This is a genomic window from Nitrosospira multiformis ATCC 25196 (genome assembly GCF_000196355.1).
In the GTDB taxonomy this organism is placed as follows: Bacteria; Pseudomonadota; Gammaproteobacteria; order Burkholderiales; family Nitrosomonadaceae; genus Nitrosospira; species Nitrosospira multiformis.
In genome coordinates this window covers 2,069,260-2,089,870 of the sequence record NC_007614.1, presented here as the reverse complement: position 1 = coordinate 2,089,870, position 20,611 = coordinate 2,069,260, and the positions used below count along the sequence as shown (strand labels likewise).

Here is a 20,611-nt window from a genome sequence, read left to right as displayed (position 1 = left end):
TTGATATGAAAAGTGCTCGAAGTTAGATCGATAATCCAAAAGGAAAGAACAATGAACGTATCTGAATATGTTCGCGTTACCAGTCTTCCTTACAGCTCCCTCTCGCACGAACTCAGCATTTGGGGCAGGCTTTTCTTATCGAAGCAGCTTGCATCCAACATGCAGATGCAGACCCAATCCAACTGCTGCTGGGCGGCAACTGCAACGAACGTACGAAGTCCTGGAGGCGGTGGGAGAAGCGGAGGAGGAGGCTGAACTTCGCGTGTTTCGCGTGCCCGCGCTGAATTTCGAAGCGCTGTGGATCAGCTATGGGGACGAAGGCAGGGACTTGCTTGTTCCATTGCACGCGGTAGGCCGCCTGGTGCAAAACGAGCCGGTGCCCATGCGTGATGCCCTGGAGGCGTTACGAGAGGCGGCATGGCCATTGGCAAACATGGATGACACGATGGGAGCGTGAAGGGTGCCATCCTGGCTAGGTTCGAGGCGCAGCAAAAGCCCTCTGTAATTGCTGCGCCACTTCTTCACGCACCTTGCTTGCGTCGTTGAGGATATTCGTCAGGCGCGCAAAGTCGTGCGTCATGCCCTCGTAGATTTTGAGCTGAGTGGGAACGCCGGCATCTTTGAGTCTGTTGGCGTATTCAATTCCTTCATCCACGAGCGGATCGTATTCCGCCACGGCGATGAATGCCGGAGCGAGGCTGCTCAAATCCTTTGCCTCGAGGGGAGCAAAACGCCAGTCTGTCCGGTCCCTTTCGCTGGTGAGGTAATTGCTGAACATCCATTGCAGTGTCGCAGCTTCGAGCAGGTATCCCTTTGCGAAGCGGCGGTGCGAATCGGTATTCTGCCACGCGCTTGTGCACGGGTAGAGCAACGCCTGGAATACCGGTTGTGGCCAATCCATTTCCCTGGCGGCGATAGTCAATCCGATGGCCAGCGTGCCCCCTGCGCTATCGCCTCCCACGGCTATCCGTTGAGGATCGATACCATGAGCGAGTCCGTTGGAAAGAAGCCATCGGTAGGCATCCTGCGCATCATGTACCGCCGTGGGGAATGGATGCTCAGGCGCCAACCGGTAGCTGGCGTTCAGCACGCAGCAGGGGGTCAGCGCAGCCAGTGTCCGGCATAGCGAGTCGTGGGAATCCAGGCTGCCCACGCAATATCCGCCTCCATGAAAATACAGCAGCGCGGGCGCCGCCAGGCCGTTCAACGGCTCATCCAGCAGAGGCGCATAGAGTCTTGCCGTTATCTCATTTCCATCCCGGGAAGGGATGCCGATTTCCTTGACGCTCGCGACCTCCATACCTGGGCTATCCAGAGCCAGGGTGGATATATCGTATTGTTCGCGCGCTTTCGCGGGCGGCAGCTCGTGCAAGCGAGGGACACCATTGCTGATGCCCGCTTCCACAAGTTCGAGAAATGCTGCAAGATCGGGATCAAGTGCCATCCGAGCGTCTCAGTTATCGTCGGGCAAGTTTCTCTGGAATGTAAATACGGACATTTAAAACCTGAGTTTCAACGTCCCGATCACAGTACGTCGCGTCCCCAGGAAGAACTGTCCGCCGGAACCCGGGACGACATTATTGGCGGTATAGTATTTCTCATCGAATATGTTGTTGGCATTGATGAGAAATTGCCAGGGGCCGTGATCATATCGCAGGACCGCATCGAACAGGGTAAAGGAAGGTGTGGTGCTGGTATTCGCCTCATCATTGAACACTCTGCCCACATAGCGCACGCCGCCCCCGATGAAGAACCCCTTCAACCAGTCGACATTCAATGTGCCGAGGTTATAGTCGAGCCAGCCTGAGGTCGTCAGGTTGGGTACCCGCACAGGCATGTTACCTGTAAAACCACTGGCGCTTTCGGTTACCTTGACGTCGACATAGCTGAAAGCGCCAATCGCATTCAATCCTCGAAAAACCTCTGTCCTTGCTTCCAATTCCGCTCCCCGGGAGCGTATCTCGCCTGCTTGCGACACGCCAAGCGGTGTACGGGGATCAGGAATTAAAACGTTGGTTTTGGTCAATTCGAACAATGCTGCCGTAAACAAATTCCTGGTGCCCGGGGGTTGATACTTGATGCCCACTTCATACTGGGAAGCGCGCGCAGGTTTGAAGGGGCTGTTATTACCAAAATCGATTCCGTATTGAGGCAGAAACGACTGCGAATAACTGAAATAAGGCGCGATGCCGTTGGAAAAAAGGTAGGTCAGCCCCGCCCTGCCGGTATATGCTGAATCCTTGCTAGCGGTATGCTGCGGATCGAAAACATTAACATTGGTAACGTTCGACACCCTGTCGTGGCGGCCGCTCAGAGTCAAAAGCCATTGGTTGAGCTTGATTTGATCCTGTACGTAAAATCCAACCTGGTCTATCTTTTGGTTGCCATCAATGAACGGGGAATCCGGGGTGGGCACCGGTTGGAAATATACGGGATTGAAAATATCGATGGAGGGAGCGCTGCCCGTAAAAGATTTAAGGGTGGACTCGACGCGATTCCAGTCGATTCCGGCCAGTACGGTATGATTGAGGGGGCCTGTCCGGGTACGAGCTTCCACATGTGTATCCAGCACCGTTTGATTCACCCGCTCCCGCGTACTCAATGCACTGCGAAACAAGGTCCGTCCATCCGCGTCAAATCCTGCGGGGTTAAGGTCTCGGAACCTGCCATCGAGTCCCATGAAACGGAAGTTTTGCCGTACCGTGAAGGTGTCGTTGAAATGGTGCTCGAGTTTGTAGCTGAAGGAAGCCTGGTCGGTCGAATACCGCGTGAAGGTGGGTTCGCCCAGCAACGTATTAGTGGGGCTGCCCCCTTGCGTTGCTACGTAAAAGGCAGACGCTTCGCTGCGGTTGTTCAGGATATCGCCGAAAAGTGTGACGGATGTCCGGTCGGTGGGGCGCCAAGTCAGCGACGGCGAGATGTAAAAGCGCCTGATCTGGGCCCGATCTCCGCCCGTATTCGGAAAGCGCACCTGCGTGTCCGTATCGAGCGCGGTCGTGACCAGCCGGAACATCAGTGTTCCATCTTCATTGGCCAGTCCAAAATCCCCGGCGATCCGCTTGCGGTCGAAACTGCCGTACTGGAGCTCGACCTCGCGGATGGGAGTGGAGGTGGGCAGCTTCGTAACACGGTTTATGATACCTCCCGCATCGCCTCGCCCGAAAATGACCGAGGTGGGACCGCGCAATACCTCTACCCGCTCGAGAGAATAGGGGTCAGTGATGAAGTCGGCAAAATAAAGCCCTCTCCCCTGCTGGCTTAAATTATCCCGGAAGTTGGCAGTACTCAGGGAGTTGAAGCCTCGCATGCTTACATACTCGAAACCCGTTCCGTTGAAACCAAACTGGTCCGGTACCACACCCGGTATATATCGTAGTGCTTCAGTGAAATTGAGGTTTACGGCACGCATATCCAATTCATTTCGGCTGATAACGGACATGGATTGCGGTATCTCTGTAATTGGAGTCCTAGTCTTGGTTCCCACTATACTGCTTTTAGTGCCGTATCCCTCTTGGACTCCTTTTTCCCGGATAACCAGGGTTGGCAGAACCGTTTCGGAAGGTTTGACTGATTCTGGATTTTTCCCCTGCTGCGCATTCTCCTGAGTCGATGGGGCGTTCCCCTTTGAAGCTTTGTCTCCGGATCCGGAAGAGTCTGTGGCAGAGGTTTCGGCATTACCTCCTGCCGGAAGAACATTCATTTGGGATTTTCTGGCTGATTCCGGGGAGGCGTCCTGTGCATGCACGTGGCCAGCGACGGCCAGGCTGAGGAGTGCGTACTGTATTGCGATTACAAGTTTGGTGGGTCGTGTAAGTGGACAGAGCCCTTTAATAGTTTTTGTATAGGCTTTCATTTTTTGTGGTTGCTGGTAGTTAAAAAATTGTGAGTGGGGTAGGTGTTATCAACTCTTACTCATGAGATTGAAGGAGATTTTCGTTTTCAAGATTCAACGGACGGCCACTGCGCGCACCGGGTTTTCTGCCTGCTTAGCAACCGGGTCATTGATCATGCCTACGAGCGCCTGTCCAATTTCGTGCGTGCGAACCGCTGTAACTGAAAGCAGCGTATCGCTCAAACCGTGAGTTGATTCGCAGGCCCCCTGAAGGAAGATGGCAGGCCGAAAATTTGGCGTACTTTTCAATCGGTAGTTGCGGTCTACGCTGAAGTTACTCAGGTAGGGTGAAAGGGATTTCAGCAAGGATTTGTGATAATCCCGTCCGTAGCCCGTTGCAAGCACTACTGCATCGTAGATCGCACTGTATTCCCGCCCCCCATTCAAATCGCGCAGAAGCAATTGAATGCCGCCTTCCGGCAAAGCACTGACGCTCGTGACTTCATGACGCCGCAGGAAGCGGTGGCGGGTATTGCCGGTCACTCTCTGTTGATAGAACACATTGAAGATCTGTTCGATCAAAACCAGATCGGGTGCAGCGTAATTGGTATGCCAGAACTCCTCCAGGAGAGAAACCCGGTCATGCTCCGAACGACTGAAAACGAAGTCGGTGAAATCGGTATTGAAGATTTCGTTTACAAAAGGGCTGTCGTCCGACGGCTTGATTGCGCGGCCACGCATGATCAGATCAACCTGCGGGGCATTCGGGCGGTTGTGCAGATCCATGAAAATTTCCGATGCGCTTTGACCTGCACCCACGACTGCTATTTTCTTTGCTTCCTTGTGCCGCTCGATCTCGCGGAGATAACTGTTCGAATGAAATATGCGTTTGTCGCCTTTCAGCGGTTGGAAGCATTCGGGGACACTGGGAACACCGCCGACGCTCACGATGAGATTGCGGGCCAGGCGTTCCCGCGCCGTGCCCGTGGAATCCAGCGAACGCACGCGCAGCAGCATCACTTCATCATTACGCTTCTCCGCCAACACTTCCAGAACTTCTTCGCCGTAAGCACAGCGATCGTCGAAATGGGAGGCAGCCCAGGCGAGGTAATCGTTGAATTCGTGGCGGCTCGGAAAAAAGGTTTTAAGGTTGATAAAGTCCTGCAGCCGCTGTTTTTGATGGAGATAGTTGATGAATGTAAAGTAACTGGAAGGGTTCCGCAGGGTGGCCAGATCCTTCAGGAAGGAAATCTGCATATGCGCATTGTCCAGCATCATGTTTGGATGCCAGGCAAAACCCGGCTGTTTCTCGATAAAAAACGCGTCTACGTCGTATCCTTCCTGTTTCTTTTCCTCCAGGGTAATGGCAAGCGCAATGTTGGAGGGACCAAAGCCGATACCGATCAGGTCATGTATTTGCATAGCGATATCCTCAGGATAAAGAAGATGTGGAACAGGATGTTGCGATGACATCGCGTGGAACCCACAGTCGTTCTGCAAAGAAGCGTTCCCGCAACAACATGCCGAGCATGGCGCGTTTGTGGGGGAAATCGAATTCCTTGAGATTCGCATAACCGCACCTGGCGAGATTGCGAATCATTTTGTAATTGTCCGTACGAGGTTCTATGACGACGCGTTGGGTCCTGCAATCGTCGAGAAACAGGTAATGGGAGATCGATGGCAGCCAAGCCGTGACGAAGGGCTTGCCGCGAAAGCGGGCTTCGCCGATCAGCACGTGCCAGCCCCGATCGAAGTCATCCACATCATAGAAAGGGGCAATACGGTCTTCTTTTGCCCAGTAAACTTCGAAATAACCGAAAGCCTCGTCATCGAGACTCGCGATAAGGGCTATGACATGAGGGTCTGCAGAAATGGCTTGCAGATAAGCCTGATGTTTTGCCAGATCGCCTTCTTCCCGCCAGGATGCTGCTACTACGGGATCGTTCATCCAGCGGTTGAAGCGTTCCAGGTCCCGGTGAAGATCCACCGTGCGAAATGACAGGGTACGGCCGAGCCAATCGATATGGCGCTGGTATACGATGCCGGCCGGTTTCGGGGGCCGCAAGGGATGGCGCCGCCCTTCGCTGAGCACATAAGTTACGGGGAAGGCATAGGCCTGAGGCGGCACCAGCCATATTCTCGGCTGCTGCCAGAAAAGCCCGATATTCACCGTGGTCTGACCGCTCCCGTTGTGAAGGAGGAGACCTGATCGAAGCAGTTCTTCAGCCTGATCGAAAGGAGCCAGGAGGTTCAGTTTGTCTGCGACAGGAAAACTGACGAACGCAGCTTCAATTGCCGCCAATACTTCCACGAGCTTGGGTTTTTCAGCATCGGACCCCATCCATTCCAGAGTCAGTCCGTCAGCCTGCTGGCCCAGTTGCCACCGCGAATTTTCGACACCATTCACCGGTTGTAAAAGCAAGGTGTTGCCGTCGAGCGCAGCCGAATATGCAGTCCGATCGGGACAGCAAGTAATCGACGCGGCGCGAGCCGAGAGATGCCGGCCTTGCCCGTGTAAATGTCCCATCTCGTTTTCCGGATAAGTATTGTGAGAACGTGCTGTCAGGCTACGCTGTCGCTGTTATTCGTGTTCGCTGTATTTCGCGTTGTTATTCTGGTTAAAGACGAATGAGAAACATTATTTTTTACAATTACTGCTGGATTAATTGATCATGTGAAAGCGATGGCCGTGGGAGAAGTACGGGGAAAATTCTGTTCTGGAGGAAATGGGGGCTTGGAAGGGCCAAGGGGGTAGCTGCGTAAGGGGATAACTGCCCAAGCGGATAACTGCAAGGGATAACTGCCGAAGCGGGATAACCGCCGAGGCGGATAACGCCATACTCTGGCGGCAATTGTCTTTCCAGGCCGTGCAAGGGGAAAGTGTCGTAAGGAGCGAAATTGCTCCAAGGGATGAAATGCCGGGGCCTGCTTTATGATTAATGGGAGATGACGTGAACCGAGAGGGGATATGAACGTTCAGGCGTAAATAATTGTAATTCTCATTCGTCTTCCCTCATATCCATTTCATTGCGGGACAGCCATGCTCAAGTATCTCATCAACCAATCCCGGGTATTATTGGCAGGCGCTTCATTGGTCACAGTATTCCATGGTACTTGCAGCGTGTTGCTCATCGCGCAGATCAGTTCCGCGCTCACCGCGACCGAGAGCGAACGCGGAACCCTGGCACTCGTTTTTATTGCCACTGCCGTGGCCGTGATGCTGAGTTATGTAAGCGCAGCGATCCTTTTCGAGCGCCTGGGACAACGGGCGCACGCGGAATTGCGCAGCTTTGTCGCCAGAAAGGTGCTTGCTGCCGACTACCGTAATCTTGAAACGGTGGGGGCTGCCCGCATACAGTCGGCCCTTGCCGAGCATTGCACGCACGTTGCCGAATTCTTTGTGAGCTTTCCCATCATCCTGATGAATGCCGTCATCGTCGCAGGATGTCTGCTTTATATGGCGTGGCTTTCATGGCAAGTATTCCTGCTCGCTATCCTTGTGGTTGGCCTGGGGTGCGTGGGATATCATCTTGCGCACCTGCGCGCAATACGTCATTTGAATATTGCGTCCGAAGAGCAGGATAAACTGTTTTCCTATTTTCGATCCCTGACCGACGGGGCCAAGGAGCTTCGCCTCAATAACCGGAAGCGGAAGGCATTCTATGAGGATGTACTGTCAGGCTCGATCGAGACTGTGCGCCGCGAAAGGACTTTTGGAATGTCCGTCTTCGTCGCATCCGGTGGATGGGCCCAATTCCTGCTCTATGTGTTTATCGGGATGGTATTATTTGCGCTGGTGAGTGATGGTCCTGACCGGGCTCTGGTCATGACGGGCTACGCGCTGGTGTTCGTTTACATGGTGGGACCGCTCGAAGCGCTTCTGTTGAATATTCCCCGTGCCAATCTGGCCAAGGTTTCTGCGGAGCGGATCGAGGAAATAACGCGGGCGATGACGACCCAGGAGATCGAGACCGATAACTCTTCTCTCCCCGGCTTGCAGTCCCTTGCACTCCGGGGCGTGCTGCACCGGTATTATCATGAGCAGAGCGATGAATTGTTTACGCTCGGCCCCATAGATCTGGATTTCCGTCCCGGAGAGATTACTTTTCTGGTGGGAGGCAACGGCAGCGGCAAGACCACTCTGGCCAAATTGCTGGTTGGACTCTATCCGCCGGAGGAAGGCCAGATAATTTTCAATGGGAAAGCGGTCGATGAAACAAACCGCGATTGCTACAGGCAGCTTTTTTCGACGGTTTTTTCGGATTTTCATCTTTTCGACCGCTTGCTTGAAACGGACAGGGTCGACCTGGATAATGAAGGCAACCGGCTTTTAGCCAAACTGCACCTGCAAAACAAGGTTAAGGTACAGGATGGGGCTTTCACTACGCTTGCGCTTTCGCAAGGACAGCGCAAACGTCTCGCTTTGGTGGTTGCCTATCTGGAGAACCGCCCGTTTTTTATATTCGACGAATGGGCGGCGGATCAGGACCCGGTATTCAAGGAGGTCTTTTACCGCGAGCTCCTTCCGGAATTGCGCGCCATGGGCAAGGCCGTATTGGTGATATCGCACGATGACCGTTACTTTCATCTTGCAGACCGGTTGATACGCATGGAGAGCGGATGCCTGACGTTCAACGCTTGCCCATCGCTGAAAGATGCCCTGCACGCAACCCCGGCCCCGCCGCTGGTACTTAACGGTGTGACATGAAGCAATGAAACGAGTGATCACGGTGCCGCCGGGCGTAGCCAGGGCACAGGATACCCGGCGCGTGGAGAAACTTTCGGTCGGGCGCAACTTTCTAGTACTGGCGCACCGCTGGGCAGGTCTTCTATTGGCCGCGTTTCTTTTCGTATCCGGCCTTACCGGCGCGGTCATCTCCTGGGATCATGAGCTGGATGAGTGGCTGAACCCCCGGCTCTTCCAGGCCAGGAATACTGGCGGCATGCCGCAGCCTCCACTGCTGCTGGCCGACCGGCTGGAAGCGGCGGACCCCCGGTTAATGGTGACCTGGCTTCCACTCTCCGTCGAGCCGGGCCATAACCTTGGGCTGGCGGTGAAGTCCCGTCTCGACCCGGCAACAGGCATGGCCTTCAATCTGGATTTCAACCAGATAGCCCTCGATCCGGTTGACGGGGAAGTGCGTGGCAAGCGCATGTGGGGTGAAATTTCGCTCAGCCGTGAGAACCTGTTGCCGTTTCTGTATAAGCTGCATTACAGCATGCATATTCCGGATGGGTTTGGAATCGAGCTGGGAATCCTGTTCATGGGGACTCTCGCGATTATCTGGGCACTCGATTGCTTCATTGCTCTGTGGATTTCATTTCCCAAGGCGAGTGCATGGACCAAATCCTTTGTATTCCGCTGGCGGCAGGGAGGAGCAAGGCTGAACTTCGATCTGCATCGATCCGGTGGGGTGTGGGTATGGGGATTCCTGCTGGTTCTGGCGGTGACCGCCGTGTCGATGAATCTCAACCAGCAGGTCATGCGGCCGCTGGTGTCGCTGTTTTCGACGCTGTCGCCCAGCCCCTTTACACGTACTCCCAATCCTCCCGACCAGCCTATCGAGCCGATGGTGGATCGCCACACCATCCTGCAGTATGCGATAACCGAAGCGGAAAAGCGTGAATGGAGCACGCCTCCCGGCGGCATATTTTATGATCCCGAGGTAGGTGTTTATGGTGTCATCTTCTTCGAACCGGGGAACGACCATGGCGATGCGGGGCTGGGGAACCCCTCGCTTTTCTTTGACGGCAAGGATGGAACATCCGTCGGAGCGAATGTGCCGGGTGAGGGCAGTGCGGGTGATATTTTCATGCAGGCGCAGTTTCCGCTGCATTCCGGACGTATCGTCGGGCTTCCCGGGCGCATTTTCGTATCCCTCATGGGCCTGCTGGTGGCGATGCTGTCAGTTACGGGAGTGATCATCTGGCAGAAGAAGCGCTGGGCGCGAAAGAAAACTTATGAAGGGAGCAGGAGAGATATAGCTGTATTGTCCTGATTTGCGTCATGTCCGCCCCTTTCTGATTTTTTCGGAAAAATCGGTCTTGACCGTCATTGGTGTGGAATCATTTTTCTGCCCAGTAACGATAGGGCCACTCTGCGGCCGGTCGCGAGCACAGGATAAATCACCTCAGCGGCATTTCTGTTGCGGAACAGGAATTTGTTCAACCTCCCAAGAAGTCCCCTGTCAGCACCGAGTATGGAAAGAAGGTGCATTGCATTGGCCCCGTGGTAATAATGCCTCTGCCATATCACGGCCATGCCTTCATTGATTTCCATGCCTTGGGCCCGCAACGCCCTGACCAAATCAGGTCTTGTCCGGGCGTCGATGAGTTCTATCCCGCCTATATTCTTCCGTAAAGCGTAAAGCTTCACAAACGCCGCACAAAAAGGGCATTCCCTGTCATAAATGATGGAGAGGCGATTTGAATCACTCGCAGTCGCTGTCATATCCAGCCCATCCAGTCTCGGGCCGCCGAATTGGCTAGCATGACAGCCGGATAAGTCGCGAGAAAAGGCCAGACGAACGCGTTCAGTCCCATGAAGTAGGCATTGGAAAAATGAAAAAGGGCGAAGCAGCAAAGACTTGCAACCGCCACGCCGGGTGGCGCCAATAGAACGAGTGGAAATAGCATTTCCGTCCCGATAGTCAACCAGCATACGAACTTGCAGAAGGCGGGCCGCTCTGCGGCAAAACTCGCGGCAAGGAAGTGTCCGTATGTTCGGGTTTTCATCACACCGGGCAACGCATTTCCGCCTCGCCAGGCCGGTGAAACCACCTTGGCGGCGCCCGCAACAAAATAGGCGAGGACCGCTTGACCGCTGATTGCAAAAACACCGGAGGCCGCCAGGTTCATGTCATCCAGCGCAAGGCCGGCGGAAATGATGGCAACACCTGCGGCAATGACCATTCCCATCTGATCCGACCCATCGCCACCGAACCACGTGCGGCGTGACATGTAGAAGCATGAAAGCAGGATGAGCAGGCTGCACGGCAAATCAGCGGGATTGGGGTAGGGGATCAGCAGCAGAAGTGCCGCGGCAATACGGCATGCCAGGACAGCAATTACGGCGGATTCCGCGTGCACACGATGGCGAACGGATACGGGGATTAAAAGACGTGGGCGCAGGCGCAGGATATTCCATGTGAGCAAGCCATCGGACCGGAACAGGTGAAGGTTGGCAAACCATTCCGCTGCGGAAAGCAAGGCCCAAGCGGCCAATAGAGTCTTGGTGATGACAAGGCATAAGGCGATGTCTGCCATGCCCTCAGTTACCATCGGCTATGAAAACTGGAAAGGAATGAGCATTCCAGTTCCCGCTCGAGGTGCCCTGTAGACTCGATAATCGCGAATTGAAATTCGGCAGCGTCCGGCTCGGCCGGCACAGCATGGGCTGCATAATGCAAAAGAAGGAGATAGGGGACAGTGAAAGGAAGTCCCGAGGGTCCCACATCGTCGCGTTTCAACAACAGCTTTATTGCCTGGATGGCATCAGTCAGAATCTTCGATGCCCGCTTCTGTGGATTCCACAAGTAAGCCAATTTCGGGCGCGGCGGATAAACAGTCACGCTTTTCCAGTCTGTCAATCGCCCGTCGCAGTAACGCTCCCTTATAACCAGGTGATAATCCCTGACGCCGGGATTAGGTGCAAAGAATGTCCAGCGCGGAATGATATGAAGTCCGTTAAACCGGTTGATGACGGACTGGAAGCGTGGGTGTTGCGCCAATAATGTGATTACCAGCCAAAGAGTCACTACCGAATAAAGCAGGATAGAGACTAATGACATGGCGAGTTCATATCAGCTCAGCGCGTTCTCGCGAAGCTTCATGAGTACTCCCAGCGACAGGCCCTCTCCCCCTGATAAGCCCGCGTTATCACCCGCCACAGCTGTGCCGGCATTACCAATGGGTATCACGATCTGCTCATATTTGTCGGACGTATCGGATGTCATTCTTCTTGCTTCTATAACGGCATCCAGTCCCGCAAGTTCCGCCTCGGCAAGTTTTGTCATCATTCCTCCACAGTCAAAAGATATTCTAAATTTAATGTCGGTCCGGGAAAGCGCAGTAGGGCTTTCTCTGGAAATCTGGTTAAGTGTAGTACAACTAAAGGAATGAAAGGGGGCAATGGAGGGTTCCTGTTAATGGAGCCTGTGGGAAATCAATCGGATGTATCCGGTTCCGCAAATGTTGCCCGCTCCTGATTTTCGTCCATCGATTCCCGCTCCAGAAATTCCATGATCGCGTAGGTCAGTTCCTTGCAGCCATCCCCGGTCATGGCTGAGATGGCAAAGTTCTTGTCTTTCCAGCGAAGGCTGCGGATGAATTTCTTGCATATTTTTTCGCGCTCATTTTCCGGCAGCAGATCCACCTTGTTGAGCACCAGCCAGCGCGGCTTGCGGTAGAGTGCTTCGTCATACTTCCTCAGTTCTTCGAGAATAGCCTTGGCCTCATACACGGGATCAATCGCTTCATCGAGCGGCGCAATGTCGACCACATGCAGCAACAGGCGGGTACGTGCCAGATGCTTCAGGAAGCGGTGTCCAAGTCCCGCGCCTTCCGCTGCGCCTTCGATCAGCCCCGGAATATCAGCCATTACGAAACTGCGGTTCTGATCCACGCGCACCACACCCAGAGCAGGGTGCATGGTGGTGAAAGGATAATCAGCTACTTTTGGGCGTGCCGCTGAAATTGCGCGAATCAGGGTCGACTTGCCCGCGTTTGGCATGCCGAGCAGTCCCACGTCCGCAAGAACCTTGAGTTCCAGCTTGAGGTCGGCTTCTTCTCCCGGTTCACCCAGCGTGAATTGCCGAGGCGTGCGATTTGTGCTGGATTTGAAGTGCAGATTGCCCAGTCCCCCCGTGCCACCTTTCGCGAGCAGGATTTTCTGATCATGCTGGACCAGGTCGGCCACCCGTTCTCCTGTCGCCTCGTTGGTGATAACGGTGCCAACGGGCATACGCAACACGATATCGTGGGCGCTTTTTCCGTAGCGATCCGAACCTTGTCCGTTTTCGCCGTTTTTTGCCCGGTGGATGCGGGCAAACCGGTAATCCACCAAGGTATTGATGTTGCGGTCGGCCATCGCATAAATGCTGCCTCCGCGTCCGCCATCACCACCGGATGGGCCGCCTTTGGGAATGTATTTCTCCCTGCGGAAGGCTGCGACGCCATCTCCACCTTTTCCAGCGATTACATGGATAATCGCTTCGTCAATGTATTTCATGGAATCAGCTTACCGGGATGCAAACAAAAAAGCCCTATCGGGCTGATAGGGCTTTCCTGGGAAATAAAATAAATTAAGCCGGGATAATGCTTACTGTCTTGCGCTGTGGCAACCCTTTGACCGTGAAGTTTACCCTGCCGTCCACCTTCGCGAACAGTGTGTGATCCTTGCCCATTCCAACATTCTCGCCCGGATGGACTCTTGTGCCCCGCTGGCGGATGATGATACTGCCTGCCGGAATCAGCTCGCCGCCAAAGCGCTTCACGCCAAGGCGCTTGGAATTGGAGTCTCGCCCGTTACGGGAACTGCCGCCTGCTTTTTTATGTGCCATGCCAAACTCTCCTTATACCGAAATACCGGTAATCTGAATTTCGGTGTAGTTCTGCCGATGCCCCTGCTGCTTCCGATAGTGTTTGCGCCGGCGCATCTTGAAAATACGGACTTTGTCATGCCTGCCTTGTTCCAGCACTGTTGCTTTGACAGAAGCGCCGCTTACCAAGGGTTTCCCCAGCGAGATATTGTCGCCGTCAGCAACCATCAATACCTGGTCGATCAGAAGTTCACTTCCGATTTCTACTGGTACCTGTTCTATTTTGAGTTTTAACCCGTTTTCGACCCGGTACTGCTTCCCGCCGGTTTTTATGACTGCGTACATGATGAAATCCTGTTTATTGCGCCCGCCAAGGAGCCATGAAAAGAAGTAGACGCGGATTATACAGAGTCACCCACTTAAGGTAAAGGTCTGTTGCGGATGAGTTTTGTGTCCCGATCCGAGTTTTGCCTGTTTTCGAACTTGACACGTTGGCGGCGACATTTCTACCATGGCATCTTTTTTGCAGGAACCTCCGTGTCAATTGAACGTATCAGAAGCCTGATTGCCCCCGATATGGGCAGGGTGGATACCGTAATTCGTGAAAAACTCCATTCGGAGGTCGTCCTCATCCGGCAGGTAAGCGAATATATCATCAACAGCGGCGGGAAGCGTCTGCGGCCCGCTTTGGTAATCCTGTCCGCTGGCGCATTCGGCTATACCGGACAATACCATTACAATCTTGCTGCCATCGTGGAATTCATCCATACGGCAACCCTTCTGCATGACGACGTTGTGGACGCTTCCGAACTGAGGCGAAGCAAGGCGACTGCAAATGCCCTGTTTGGAAACGCCGCCAGCGTATTGGTCGGGGATTTTCTATATTCCCGGGCATTCCAGATGATGGTCGAAGTGGACAATATGCGGGTCATGCGGGTGTTGGCCGATGCGACCAACACGATTGCCGAAGGCGAAGTGTTGCAACTGCTCAATGTCCGTGATCCGGACGTCGATGAGGAAAATTACCTGCGTGTGATCCGCTATAAGACCGCGAAGCTGTTCGAAGCCGCAACGCGGCTCGGCGCGATCCTCGGTAATGCCTCCCCAGCGGAGGAAGAAGCGATGGCCGTGTATGGCATGCATCTCGGCACCGCCTTCCAACTTACCGATGACATGCTGGATTATTCCGGGGATTATCAGGAAACCGGCAAGAATCTGGGCGACGATCTGGCAGAAGGCAAACCCACTCTGCCGTTGATCTATGCCATGAAAACAGGATCGGGCGCCCAGGCGCAGATCATCCGCAGCGCCATCGAGCGGGGAGGCGAGGGGGGATTTCAGCCCGTGCTGGAAGTTATCCAGCAGACCGGCGCATTGGATTATGCCAGACAACGCGCGCAGGCCGAATCCGAGACCGCGTCCAACATGATTTCCTCACTGCCGGATTCAGACTATAAGCAATGCCTGCTGGATCTGAGCACCTTTGCGGTGGCGAGAAATCATTAATGGTTTTATCTGGACCTGATTCACCTGCTTTAGCGCAGGGGCGCGGTGACGCAGTCACCGCGCTAATTTGGATTGCTCCAAAACCCCTTCCTGCGTACAATTGCAGCCCACGTGCCTGACATGAATTGCTCCAGGCACCGCAAGTCTCAAAATCGGTTTTTCGGGGTGTAGCTCAGCCTGGTAGAGTACTGCGTTCGGGACGCAGGAGTCGGAGGTTCGAATCCTCTCACCCCGACCATTCGGTTTGTTCACATTGGTGTTTTCGACTGTTTCTATCCGGAAACGCTGTCATATGCAGAATATCTGCGTCATTCATTCCTGACCGTATGCAAGCGAGTCAGATTTGGCCCCCTCCCACACGTCTGCAAGTGCAGAGAGAGAATCAAGAGAGAAGAAATAGGTCAATCGAGTATTTGTTCCCCTTTTCCACAAATGGGGAAGGGGCCAGGGGGAAGGTGGGGAGCGGCGGATTTTTATTCCCCCTCAAGCTTGCACACTATTGCATAAGCGGTAGAATGCCGTACATGTCATTTAACTGCTTGCCGCCGGTTTCGATACCGCAACGGAGATTCCCCCTTGGGTAGAATCCTGTTCTTCGCCCTTATTGCCCTTCTTTTTTTCTGGGTCATAAGGAGCTATCGTCGCGCCCTCAAAAAACGTGAGGAGATGCATAAGCAGCCTCAATTTCTCGAAGGTGAGGATATGGTCCGATGTGTCTACTGCGGCGTCCATTTACCCAGAAGCGAAAGTATCACTTCGGAAGGCAGGTTTTTCTGCAGCGATGAGCATCGGCGACTGCACCTGCAATCTGAATCGTGAACCCGCCGGTGCAAATGGGTTACAGCCGGCAGAATGACGCGGGCGGCGTCCGACAGGATGACTGCCTCATGCAGATCGATGCCACGGGATGTGCGAGGGGCATCCGCTTCATCGCTTCGCCCAATTTCGACGAACGGCCGGGGGGATGTGCGATTTCACTGCTCGTGATTCACAACATCAGCCTTCCTCCCGATCAGTTTGGCGGAAACGGTGTAGCCGAGTTATTCACCAACGAGCTCGATCCGGAAGCCCACCCCTACTACCGCACCATTCACGGCCTCAGGGTTTCCAGTCACTTTTATATTCCCCGGACAGGAGAGGTCATTCAATTCGTCCCGTGCGAAAAACGCGCCTGGCATGCAGGGGAGTCCTGCTGGCAGGGCAGGAGCCGGTGCAATGACTTTTCCATCGGTATCGAGCTCGAAGGCAGCGACTCGCAGCCTTTCACCGATTCTCAATACAGAATGCTGGTCGGGCTCACGCTGGAACTGCAAAAGGCTTATCCCATCGAGCATATTGCAGGGCATTCCGACATTGCCCCGGGTCGCAAGACCGACCCGGGCCCCTGTTTCGACTGGAAGCGTTACCGTACCGCCCTCGCTGCTTCTCGTTGAGTCTTATTTCGAGTCTTGCGCAGTCTCTCCGGTAAGCATCAGAAAGAAGAACCCATCCTGTCATCTGGATGAGGTGCGCGCTTTTTCCTTGGCCGCGGTAGAACTATTTCCGCGCGCATTCACGCCATCCGAAAAAATTCCCTGGCTCCGCAAATAGTCCTCGTAGTTCCCCTTGAAGTCGACGATTCTCTCTGGTTTCATTTCAACGATGCGTGTTGCGAGAGAAGATACAAATTCGCGGTCATGGGAAACGAAAATCAGCGTGCCTGTATATTTTTCCAGTGCTGCATTAAGCGATTCGATGGATTCCATGTCGAGATGGTTGGTGGGTTCGTCCATCAGCAATACATTGTTTCTTTGCAGCATGAGCTTGCCAAACAGCATACGTCCTTCCTCTCCCCCCGAAATGACATTAACCGATTTTCTGACTTCGTCGCCGGAAAACAGCAACCTTCCAAGCACACTCCGAACAGCCTGGTCATCATCGTGTTCGCGGCGCCATTGCGTCATCCATTCGGTAAGTGATATATCATTGCCGAAGTCTGCGGCATGATCCTGCGCAAAATAGCCAGGACGGGCTTTCTCCGCCCATTTGACTTCTCCCGCGTCAGGCGACAGATCGCCGGCAAGACAGCGCAGCAAGGTGGTCTTGCCAATGCCGTTCGGACCGATAATCGCAATTTTTTCGCCTGCTTCCACATTCATGCTGAATTTGTAGAACAGCGGTTTCTGCATTCCGTCAAAACCTTTGGTGATGCTTTGTACCGATACCGCCAGACGGTGCAGCTTCTCGCGCTCGTCCATGTCCAGCCGTATGTATGGATACTGCCGGCTTGAAGGTTTCACGTCTTCCAGTTTTATTTTTTCGATCTGACGGGCACGGCTGGTTGCTTGCCGTGCCTTGGAGGCATTGGCGGAAAAGCGGCTCACGAATGACTGCAATTCAGCAATCTGGGCTTTTTTCTTCGCGTTGTCGGCCAGCATGCGCTCCCGCACCTGGGTAGAGGCGAGCATGTAGTCATCGTAATTTCCCGGATAGATACGTATTTCGCCATAATCCAGGTCAGCCATATGAGTACATACGCTGTTCAGGAAATGCCGGTCATGCGAAATGATGACAATCGTGCTTCTGCTGGCGTTGATGACGTCTTCCAGCCAGCGGATGGTGTTGATATCGAGGTTATTGGTGGGCTCGTCCAGGAGCAGAATATCCGGATCGGCAAACAATGCCTGGGCAAGCAGTATGCGCAATTTGAAGCCCGGCGCCACAGCGCTCATCAACCCCTGATGTTGCGGCAGGGGTATGCCCACGCCGAGTAGCAGTTCTCCCGCGCGCGCTTCAGCGGAATAGCCATCCAGTTCAGCGAATCTTGCTTCCAGTTCCGCGGCGCGCATGTAGTCATCTTCCGTCGCATCGGGGTTGGCATAAATTGCGTCGCGTTCTTCCTTTACGCGCCATAGTTCTTCATGCCCCATCATCACCGTATCGATTACGAGACAATTTTCGAAAGCGAACTGGTCCTGGCGCAATTTTCCCACGCGCTCACCCGCATCGACACTGATATTGCCGGAAGTAGGCTCCAGATCGCCGCCGAGGATTTTCATGAAGGTCGATTTCCCACACCCGTTGGCGCCGATCAATCCGTAACGATTGCCATCGCCGAATTTGACCGAAACATTTTCGAACAGGGGTTTTGCCCCAAACTGCATGGTGATATTGGCTGTTGTAATCAATGTCTTTCCCTCTCTCTGTTCCCGGAAGGGATTGGAAAAAACCTTCCATTATACGTTTCCTGATCAGAAACGGAATTATGATCCTCCTGCCCAGGGCCAAACAGGGACAGGTAAATAGGACTCTTGGACATCCGGCTTACTGAGAGATTCCTCGGTTTTCGCCTGATCCTGTATCATTACCGTTTCGGCTTAAACCGGTGTTTTATGAAGATTACATTTCTGGATTTCGAGCAGCCGATTGCTGAGCTTGAAGCAAAAATAGAAGAATTGCGCTTTGCCCAGGATGATTCAGCGGTCGATATTTCAGCCGAAATCCTGCGTCTGCAAAAGAAAAGCCAGTCCCTCACCAACAGCATATACGGGAAGCTCACGCCCTGGCAGATTTCACAAGTCGCGCGCCATCCGCAGCGCCCCTATACACTCGACTACATTCAGAATCTTTTCACGGATTTCGAAGAACTCCACGGCGATCGCGGCTTTGCCGATGACTACGCCATAATAGGCGGGTTGGCGCGTTTTGACGGCCAGACAGTCATGGTTATCGGCCACCAGAAGGGGCGCGACACCAAGGAAAAAATTCATCGCAATTTTGGCATGCCCAAGCCCGAAGGGTATCGCAAGGCGCTGCGGCTGATGCGTCTGGCAGAAAAATTCGCCATCCCGCTGTTCACGTTCATCGATACGCCAGGCGCATATCCGGGCATCGGGGCGGAAGAACGCGGTCAATCAGAGGCGATTGGACACAATCTGTATGTAATGGCGGAGTTGAAAGTGCCCGTGATCTGCACCGTTATCGGGGAGGGTGGGTCAGGTGGCGCGCTGGCGGTGGCAGTGGGCGACGCAATCCAGATGCTGCAATATGCAACCTATTCCGTCATTTCGCCCGAGGGCTGTGCCTCCATCCTTTGGAAAAGCGCTGACAAAGCCCCTGAAGCTGCCGAGATCATGGGAATCACGGCGCACCGGCTCAAGACCCTGGGTCTGATAGACAAGATCATCGATGAACCTTCCGGGGGGGCTCACCGCGACCAGCCCGCTACCATGCAAGCCGTAAAGAAAGCCTTGCAGGACTCGCTCAAGCTCCTGCAGGAATATTCCATCCACATGTTGCTGGAGAAACGCTTTGAGCGGCTGATGGGATATGGCCAGTTCAAGGAAGTCAAAGTCAGATAATATCTCGCGCAGGGCGCAGCATGTATTGCGTACCCAGGTCCCAGCTGGCGATCACCTGACCATCGCTTTGAGCGGGGGAGTGGATTCGGTGGTGTTGCTGGATCTGCTTGTCCCGCTTGCCTCGCAAATGCAACTCCCGCTCTCGGCCGTTCATGTCAACCACGGTATCAGCCCCAATGCAGATAAATGGAGTGAATTCTGCCGGAATCTGTGCCAGTTCCGAAACATTCCTCTTGAAATTGCCAGGGTAAAAGTTGCCCAAGGACCCGGTATCAGCCTGGAAGCCGCGGCACGTGAAGAGCGCTATCGCATCTTTAGGGGTCTTCAAACGGATTATATCGTGCTGGCCCAGCATCTGGATGACCAGGCGGAAACGCTGCTGCTGCAATTGCTGCGTGGTGCGGGGGTAAAGGGGCTGAGCGCGATGCCGGTCGTGAGGACCGTGCGAAAAGAAATGGGTGAGACAGTCCCGGTGAACTCCGTCCCTGCACTTGAGGGCAGACCGAGGCTGCTTCGGCCTCTGCTCGACGTTTCGCGACGGGAGATCGAAGACTATGCGAGAAAGCATGCCTTGCGGTGGATTACCGATGAAAGCAACGACGAGATATCTTTCGGCCGGAATTTTCTGCGTCACGAACTTTTTCCCCTCATGGAAAAGCGCTTCCCCGCTTACCGTACGACTTTCCTGCGCGCCAGCCGCCATATGGCTGAGGCTTCCGCTTTACTGGATGAATTGGCCGAAGTCGATAGTGCGCGATGTGCAGTACCCGGAAAACTCCATGTCGAAGATCTGCGGAAACTGGGTTTTCCGCGTGCGCGGAACCTGTTGCGCTATACGCTGGCGCAGCATGCCGTCGTACTGCCCAGCACGGTAAAGCTTGAAGAAATCCTGCGGCAGCTGGTCTCCTCGTATTCCGATACAAAACTGCATGTCGTTTTCGGGAATACGGAAATCCGGTGCTTCAGAGGCCGGGTACATATACGAAAAGCCCAAACGATAGTCGAAGCGATTCCCGAGGCCCGCTGGCATTTGCCCTGGCGAGGAGAAGAGCAGCTTTTCATTTCCGAGCTTGGCGTAACCCTTCGATTTACACGTTCTATGGGCGCCGGGATCGGCTGGCAAAAGATCAACGGGCAACCCGTAACGATCCGTCTGCGCCAGGGGGGGGAACGGCTGCGTCCAGACTGCAAGCGCCCACGCCGGAGCCTTAAAAACCTGCTGCGGGAAGCATCGCTCCCACCCTGGCAACGGCAAAGGTTACCGCTGATATTCAGCGGAGAGCAGCTGGTCTGCGTACCGGGAATAGGCGTGGATTGCGATTTTCAGGCAGCGGACGACGAACAGGGTCTCGTGGTGGAGTGGCGGCAGGACCTTTTTTCACCCTGATTTTTGT

The 20,611-nt window shown here is 54.2% G+C and carries 20 protein-coding genes and 1 tRNA gene; 9 read left to right on the top strand and 12 right to left on the bottom strand.

Going from position 1 to position 20,611, the window contains the following annotated elements:
- The first annotated feature begins 148 nt into the window (after positions 1-148).
- Positions 149-457 carry a hypothetical protein gene (locus NMUL_RS09575; RefSeq protein ID WP_146063208.1) on the top strand — a complete coding sequence of 103 codons (309 nt, stop codon included), beginning with the start codon at positions 149-151 and terminating at the stop codon, positions 455-457.
- A gap of 15 nt (positions 458-472) precedes the next feature.
- Here NMUL_RS09575 and NMUL_RS09570 read toward each other — a convergent pair whose 3' ends face one another.
- The 4 genes from NMUL_RS09570 to NMUL_RS09555 all read right to left on the bottom strand — a co-directional run bounded on the left by NMUL_RS09570 (position 473) and on the right by NMUL_RS09555 (position 6,359).
- Positions 473-1,444 carry an alpha/beta hydrolase gene (locus tag NMUL_RS09570; protein ID WP_011381144.1) on the bottom strand — a complete coding sequence of 324 codons (972 nt, stop codon included), beginning with the start codon at positions 1,442-1,444 and terminating at the stop codon, positions 473-475.
- 54 nt (positions 1,445-1,498) lie between these two features.
- The gene (locus tag NMUL_RS09565) at positions 1,499-3,853 is read right to left on the bottom strand and encodes a TonB-dependent siderophore receptor (protein ID WP_011381143.1); all 2,355 of its coding nucleotides are present in this window, start codon (positions 3,851-3,853) and stop codon (positions 1,499-1,501) included.
- 93 nt (positions 3,854-3,946) lie between these two features.
- The gene (locus tag NMUL_RS09560; protein ID WP_011381142.1) at positions 3,947-5,254 is read right to left on the bottom strand and encodes a lysine N(6)-hydroxylase/L-ornithine N(5)-oxygenase family protein; all 1,308 of its coding nucleotides are present in this window, start codon (positions 5,252-5,254) and stop codon (positions 3,947-3,949) included.
- 10 nt (positions 5,255-5,264) lie between these two features.
- Positions 5,265-6,359: a GNAT family N-acetyltransferase gene (locus NMUL_RS09555; protein ID WP_011381141.1), complete on the bottom strand. Its 1,095-nt coding sequence runs from the start codon at positions 6,357-6,359 to the stop codon at positions 5,265-5,267.
- 513 nt (positions 6,360-6,872) lie between these two features.
- Between NMUL_RS09555 and NMUL_RS09550 the strand changes: the two genes are divergently transcribed.
- Positions 6,873-8,540, top strand: a complete 1,668-nt coding sequence (locus tag NMUL_RS09550) for a cyclic peptide export ABC transporter (protein WP_011381140.1) — start codon at positions 6,873-6,875, stop codon at positions 8,538-8,540.
- Positions 8,541-8,544: 4 nt separating this feature from the next.
- A complete protein-coding gene (locus NMUL_RS09545) occupies positions 8,545-9,831 on the top strand; it encodes a PepSY-associated TM helix domain-containing protein (protein WP_011381139.1) in 1,287 nt (428 codons plus the stop codon).
- A gap of 53 nt (positions 9,832-9,884) precedes the next feature.
- Here the strand turns inward: NMUL_RS09545 and NMUL_RS09540 are convergent, their stop codons facing one another.
- The 7 genes from NMUL_RS09540 to rplU form a co-directional block, all read right to left on the bottom strand.
- Positions 9,885-10,283, bottom strand: coding sequence for a thiol-disulfide oxidoreductase DCC family protein (locus NMUL_RS09540; protein WP_011381138.1), 399 nt, complete (start codon positions 10,281-10,283; stop codon positions 9,885-9,887).
- Positions 10,280-11,098: a hypothetical protein gene (locus tag NMUL_RS16000; RefSeq protein WP_167535578.1), complete on the bottom strand. Its 819-nt coding sequence runs from the start codon at positions 11,096-11,098 to the stop codon at positions 10,280-10,282. The genes NMUL_RS09540 and NMUL_RS16000 overlap by 4 nt, the downstream gene beginning before the upstream one ends.
- An 8-nt stretch (positions 11,099-11,106) precedes the next feature.
- The gene (locus tag NMUL_RS09530) at positions 11,107-11,622 is read right to left on the bottom strand and encodes a hypothetical protein (RefSeq protein WP_011381136.1); all 516 of its coding nucleotides are present in this window, start codon (positions 11,620-11,622) and stop codon (positions 11,107-11,109) included.
- A 12-nt stretch (positions 11,623-11,634) separates the two neighbouring features.
- Positions 11,635-11,850 carry a hypothetical protein gene (locus NMUL_RS09525; protein ID WP_011381135.1) on the bottom strand — a complete coding sequence of 72 codons (216 nt, stop codon included), beginning with the start codon at positions 11,848-11,850 and terminating at the stop codon, positions 11,635-11,637.
- A gap of 146 nt (positions 11,851-11,996) precedes the next feature.
- A complete protein-coding gene (gene cgtA / locus NMUL_RS09520) occupies positions 11,997-13,061 on the bottom strand; it encodes an Obg family GTPase CgtA (protein ID WP_011381134.1) in 1,065 nt (354 codons plus the stop codon).
- Between the two features lie 73 nt (positions 13,062-13,134).
- The gene (rpmA, locus tag NMUL_RS09515; protein WP_011381133.1) at positions 13,135-13,392 is read right to left on the bottom strand and encodes a 50S ribosomal protein L27; all 258 of its coding nucleotides are present in this window, start codon (positions 13,390-13,392) and stop codon (positions 13,135-13,137) included.
- 12 nt (positions 13,393-13,404) lie between these two features.
- Complete coding sequence (gene rplU, locus NMUL_RS09510; protein ID WP_011381132.1) at positions 13,405-13,716, bottom strand: 50S ribosomal protein L21; 312 nt, start codon at positions 13,714-13,716, stop codon at positions 13,405-13,407.
- A 192-nt stretch (positions 13,717-13,908) separates the two neighbouring features.
- Here rplU and ispB point away from each other — a divergent pair, with 192 nt between their 5' ends.
- The 4 genes from ispB to ampD all read left to right on the top strand — a co-directional run bounded on the left by ispB (position 13,909) and on the right by ampD (position 16,310).
- Positions 13,909-14,877 carry an octaprenyl diphosphate synthase gene (ispB, locus tag NMUL_RS09505; protein ID WP_011381131.1) on the top strand — a complete coding sequence of 323 codons (969 nt, stop codon included), beginning with the start codon at positions 13,909-13,911 and terminating at the stop codon, positions 14,875-14,877.
- A gap of 161 nt (positions 14,878-15,038) precedes the next feature.
- A tRNA-Pro gene (locus NMUL_RS09500) sits at positions 15,039-15,115 on the top strand.
- Between the two features lie 338 nt (positions 15,116-15,453).
- Positions 15,454-15,696, top strand: coding sequence for a PP0621 family protein (locus tag NMUL_RS16500; RefSeq protein WP_011381130.1), 243 nt, complete (start codon positions 15,454-15,456; stop codon positions 15,694-15,696).
- Between the two features lie 68 nt (positions 15,697-15,764).
- Positions 15,765-16,310, top strand: a complete 546-nt coding sequence (gene ampD / locus NMUL_RS09490) for a 1,6-anhydro-N-acetylmuramyl-L-alanine amidase AmpD (protein WP_011381129.1) — start codon at positions 15,765-15,767, stop codon at positions 16,308-16,310.
- Positions 16,311-16,370: 60 nt separating this feature from the next.
- Here the strand turns inward: ampD and NMUL_RS09485 are convergent, their stop codons facing one another.
- Positions 16,371-18,044, bottom strand: coding sequence for an ABC-F family ATPase (locus NMUL_RS09485; protein ID WP_011381128.1), 1,674 nt, complete (start codon positions 18,042-18,044; stop codon positions 16,371-16,373).
- Positions 18,045-18,248: 204 nt separating this feature from the next.
- On the opposite strand from NMUL_RS09485, the gene NMUL_RS09480 reads away from it, so the two are divergent.
- Both NMUL_RS09480 and tilS read left to right on the top strand, forming a co-directional pair.
- A complete protein-coding gene (locus NMUL_RS09480) occupies positions 18,249-19,217 on the top strand; it encodes an acetyl-CoA carboxylase carboxyltransferase subunit alpha (protein ID WP_011381127.1) in 969 nt (322 codons plus the stop codon).
- Positions 19,186-20,604, top strand: coding sequence for a tRNA lysidine(34) synthetase TilS (gene tilS / locus NMUL_RS09475; protein ID WP_011381126.1), 1,419 nt, complete (start codon positions 19,186-19,188; stop codon positions 20,602-20,604). The genes NMUL_RS09480 and tilS overlap by 32 nt, the downstream gene beginning before the upstream one ends.
- Positions 20,605-20,611 lie beyond the last annotated feature (7 nt).

Coding starts and splice junctions, on each gene's coding strand:
- NMUL_RS09570 (WP_011381144.1), bottom strand. CDS start 1,444: ATGGCACTTGATCCCGATCTTGCAGCATTTCTCGAACTTGTGGAAGCG.
- NMUL_RS09565 (WP_011381143.1), bottom strand. CDS start 3,853: ATGAAAGCCTATACAAAAACTATTAAAGGGCTCTGTCCACTTACACGA.
- NMUL_RS09560 (WP_011381142.1), bottom strand. CDS start 5,254: ATGCAAATACATGACCTGATCGGTATCGGCTTTGGTCCCTCCAACATT.
- NMUL_RS09555 (WP_011381141.1), bottom strand. CDS start 6,359: ATGGGACATTTACACGGGCAAGGCCGGCATCTCTCGGCTCGCGCCGCG.
- NMUL_RS09550 (WP_011381140.1), top strand. CDS start 6,873: ATGCTCAAGTATCTCATCAACCAATCCCGGGTATTATTGGCAGGCGCT.
- NMUL_RS09545 (WP_011381139.1), top strand. CDS start 8,545: ATGAAACGAGTGATCACGGTGCCGCCGGGCGTAGCCAGGGCACAGGAT.
- NMUL_RS09540 (WP_011381138.1), bottom strand. CDS start 10,283: ATGACAGCGACTGCGAGTGATTCAAATCGCCTCTCCATCATTTATGAC.
- NMUL_RS16000 (WP_167535578.1), bottom strand. CDS start 11,098: ATGGCAGACATCGCCTTATGCCTTGTCATCACCAAGACTCTATTGGCC.
- NMUL_RS09530 (WP_011381136.1), bottom strand. CDS start 11,622: ATGTCATTAGTCTCTATCCTGCTTTATTCGGTAGTGACTCTTTGGCTG.
- NMUL_RS09525 (WP_011381135.1), bottom strand. CDS start 11,850: ATGATGACAAAACTTGCCGAGGCGGAACTTGCGGGACTGGATGCCGTT.
- cgtA (WP_011381134.1), bottom strand. CDS start 13,061: ATGAAATACATTGACGAAGCGATTATCCATGTAATCGCTGGAAAAGGT.
- rpmA (WP_011381133.1), bottom strand. CDS start 13,392: ATGGCACATAAAAAAGCAGGCGGCAGTTCCCGTAACGGGCGAGACTCC.
- rplU (WP_011381132.1), bottom strand. CDS start 13,716: ATGTACGCAGTCATAAAAACCGGCGGGAAGCAGTACCGGGTCGAAAAC.
- ampD (WP_011381129.1), top strand. CDS start 15,765: ATGCAGATCGATGCCACGGGATGTGCGAGGGGCATCCGCTTCATCGCT.
- NMUL_RS09480 (WP_011381127.1), top strand. CDS start 18,249: ATGAAGATTACATTTCTGGATTTCGAGCAGCCGATTGCTGAGCTTGAA.
- tilS (WP_011381126.1), top strand. CDS start 19,186: ATGGCCAGTTCAAGGAAGTCAAAGTCAGATAATATCTCGCGCAGGGCG.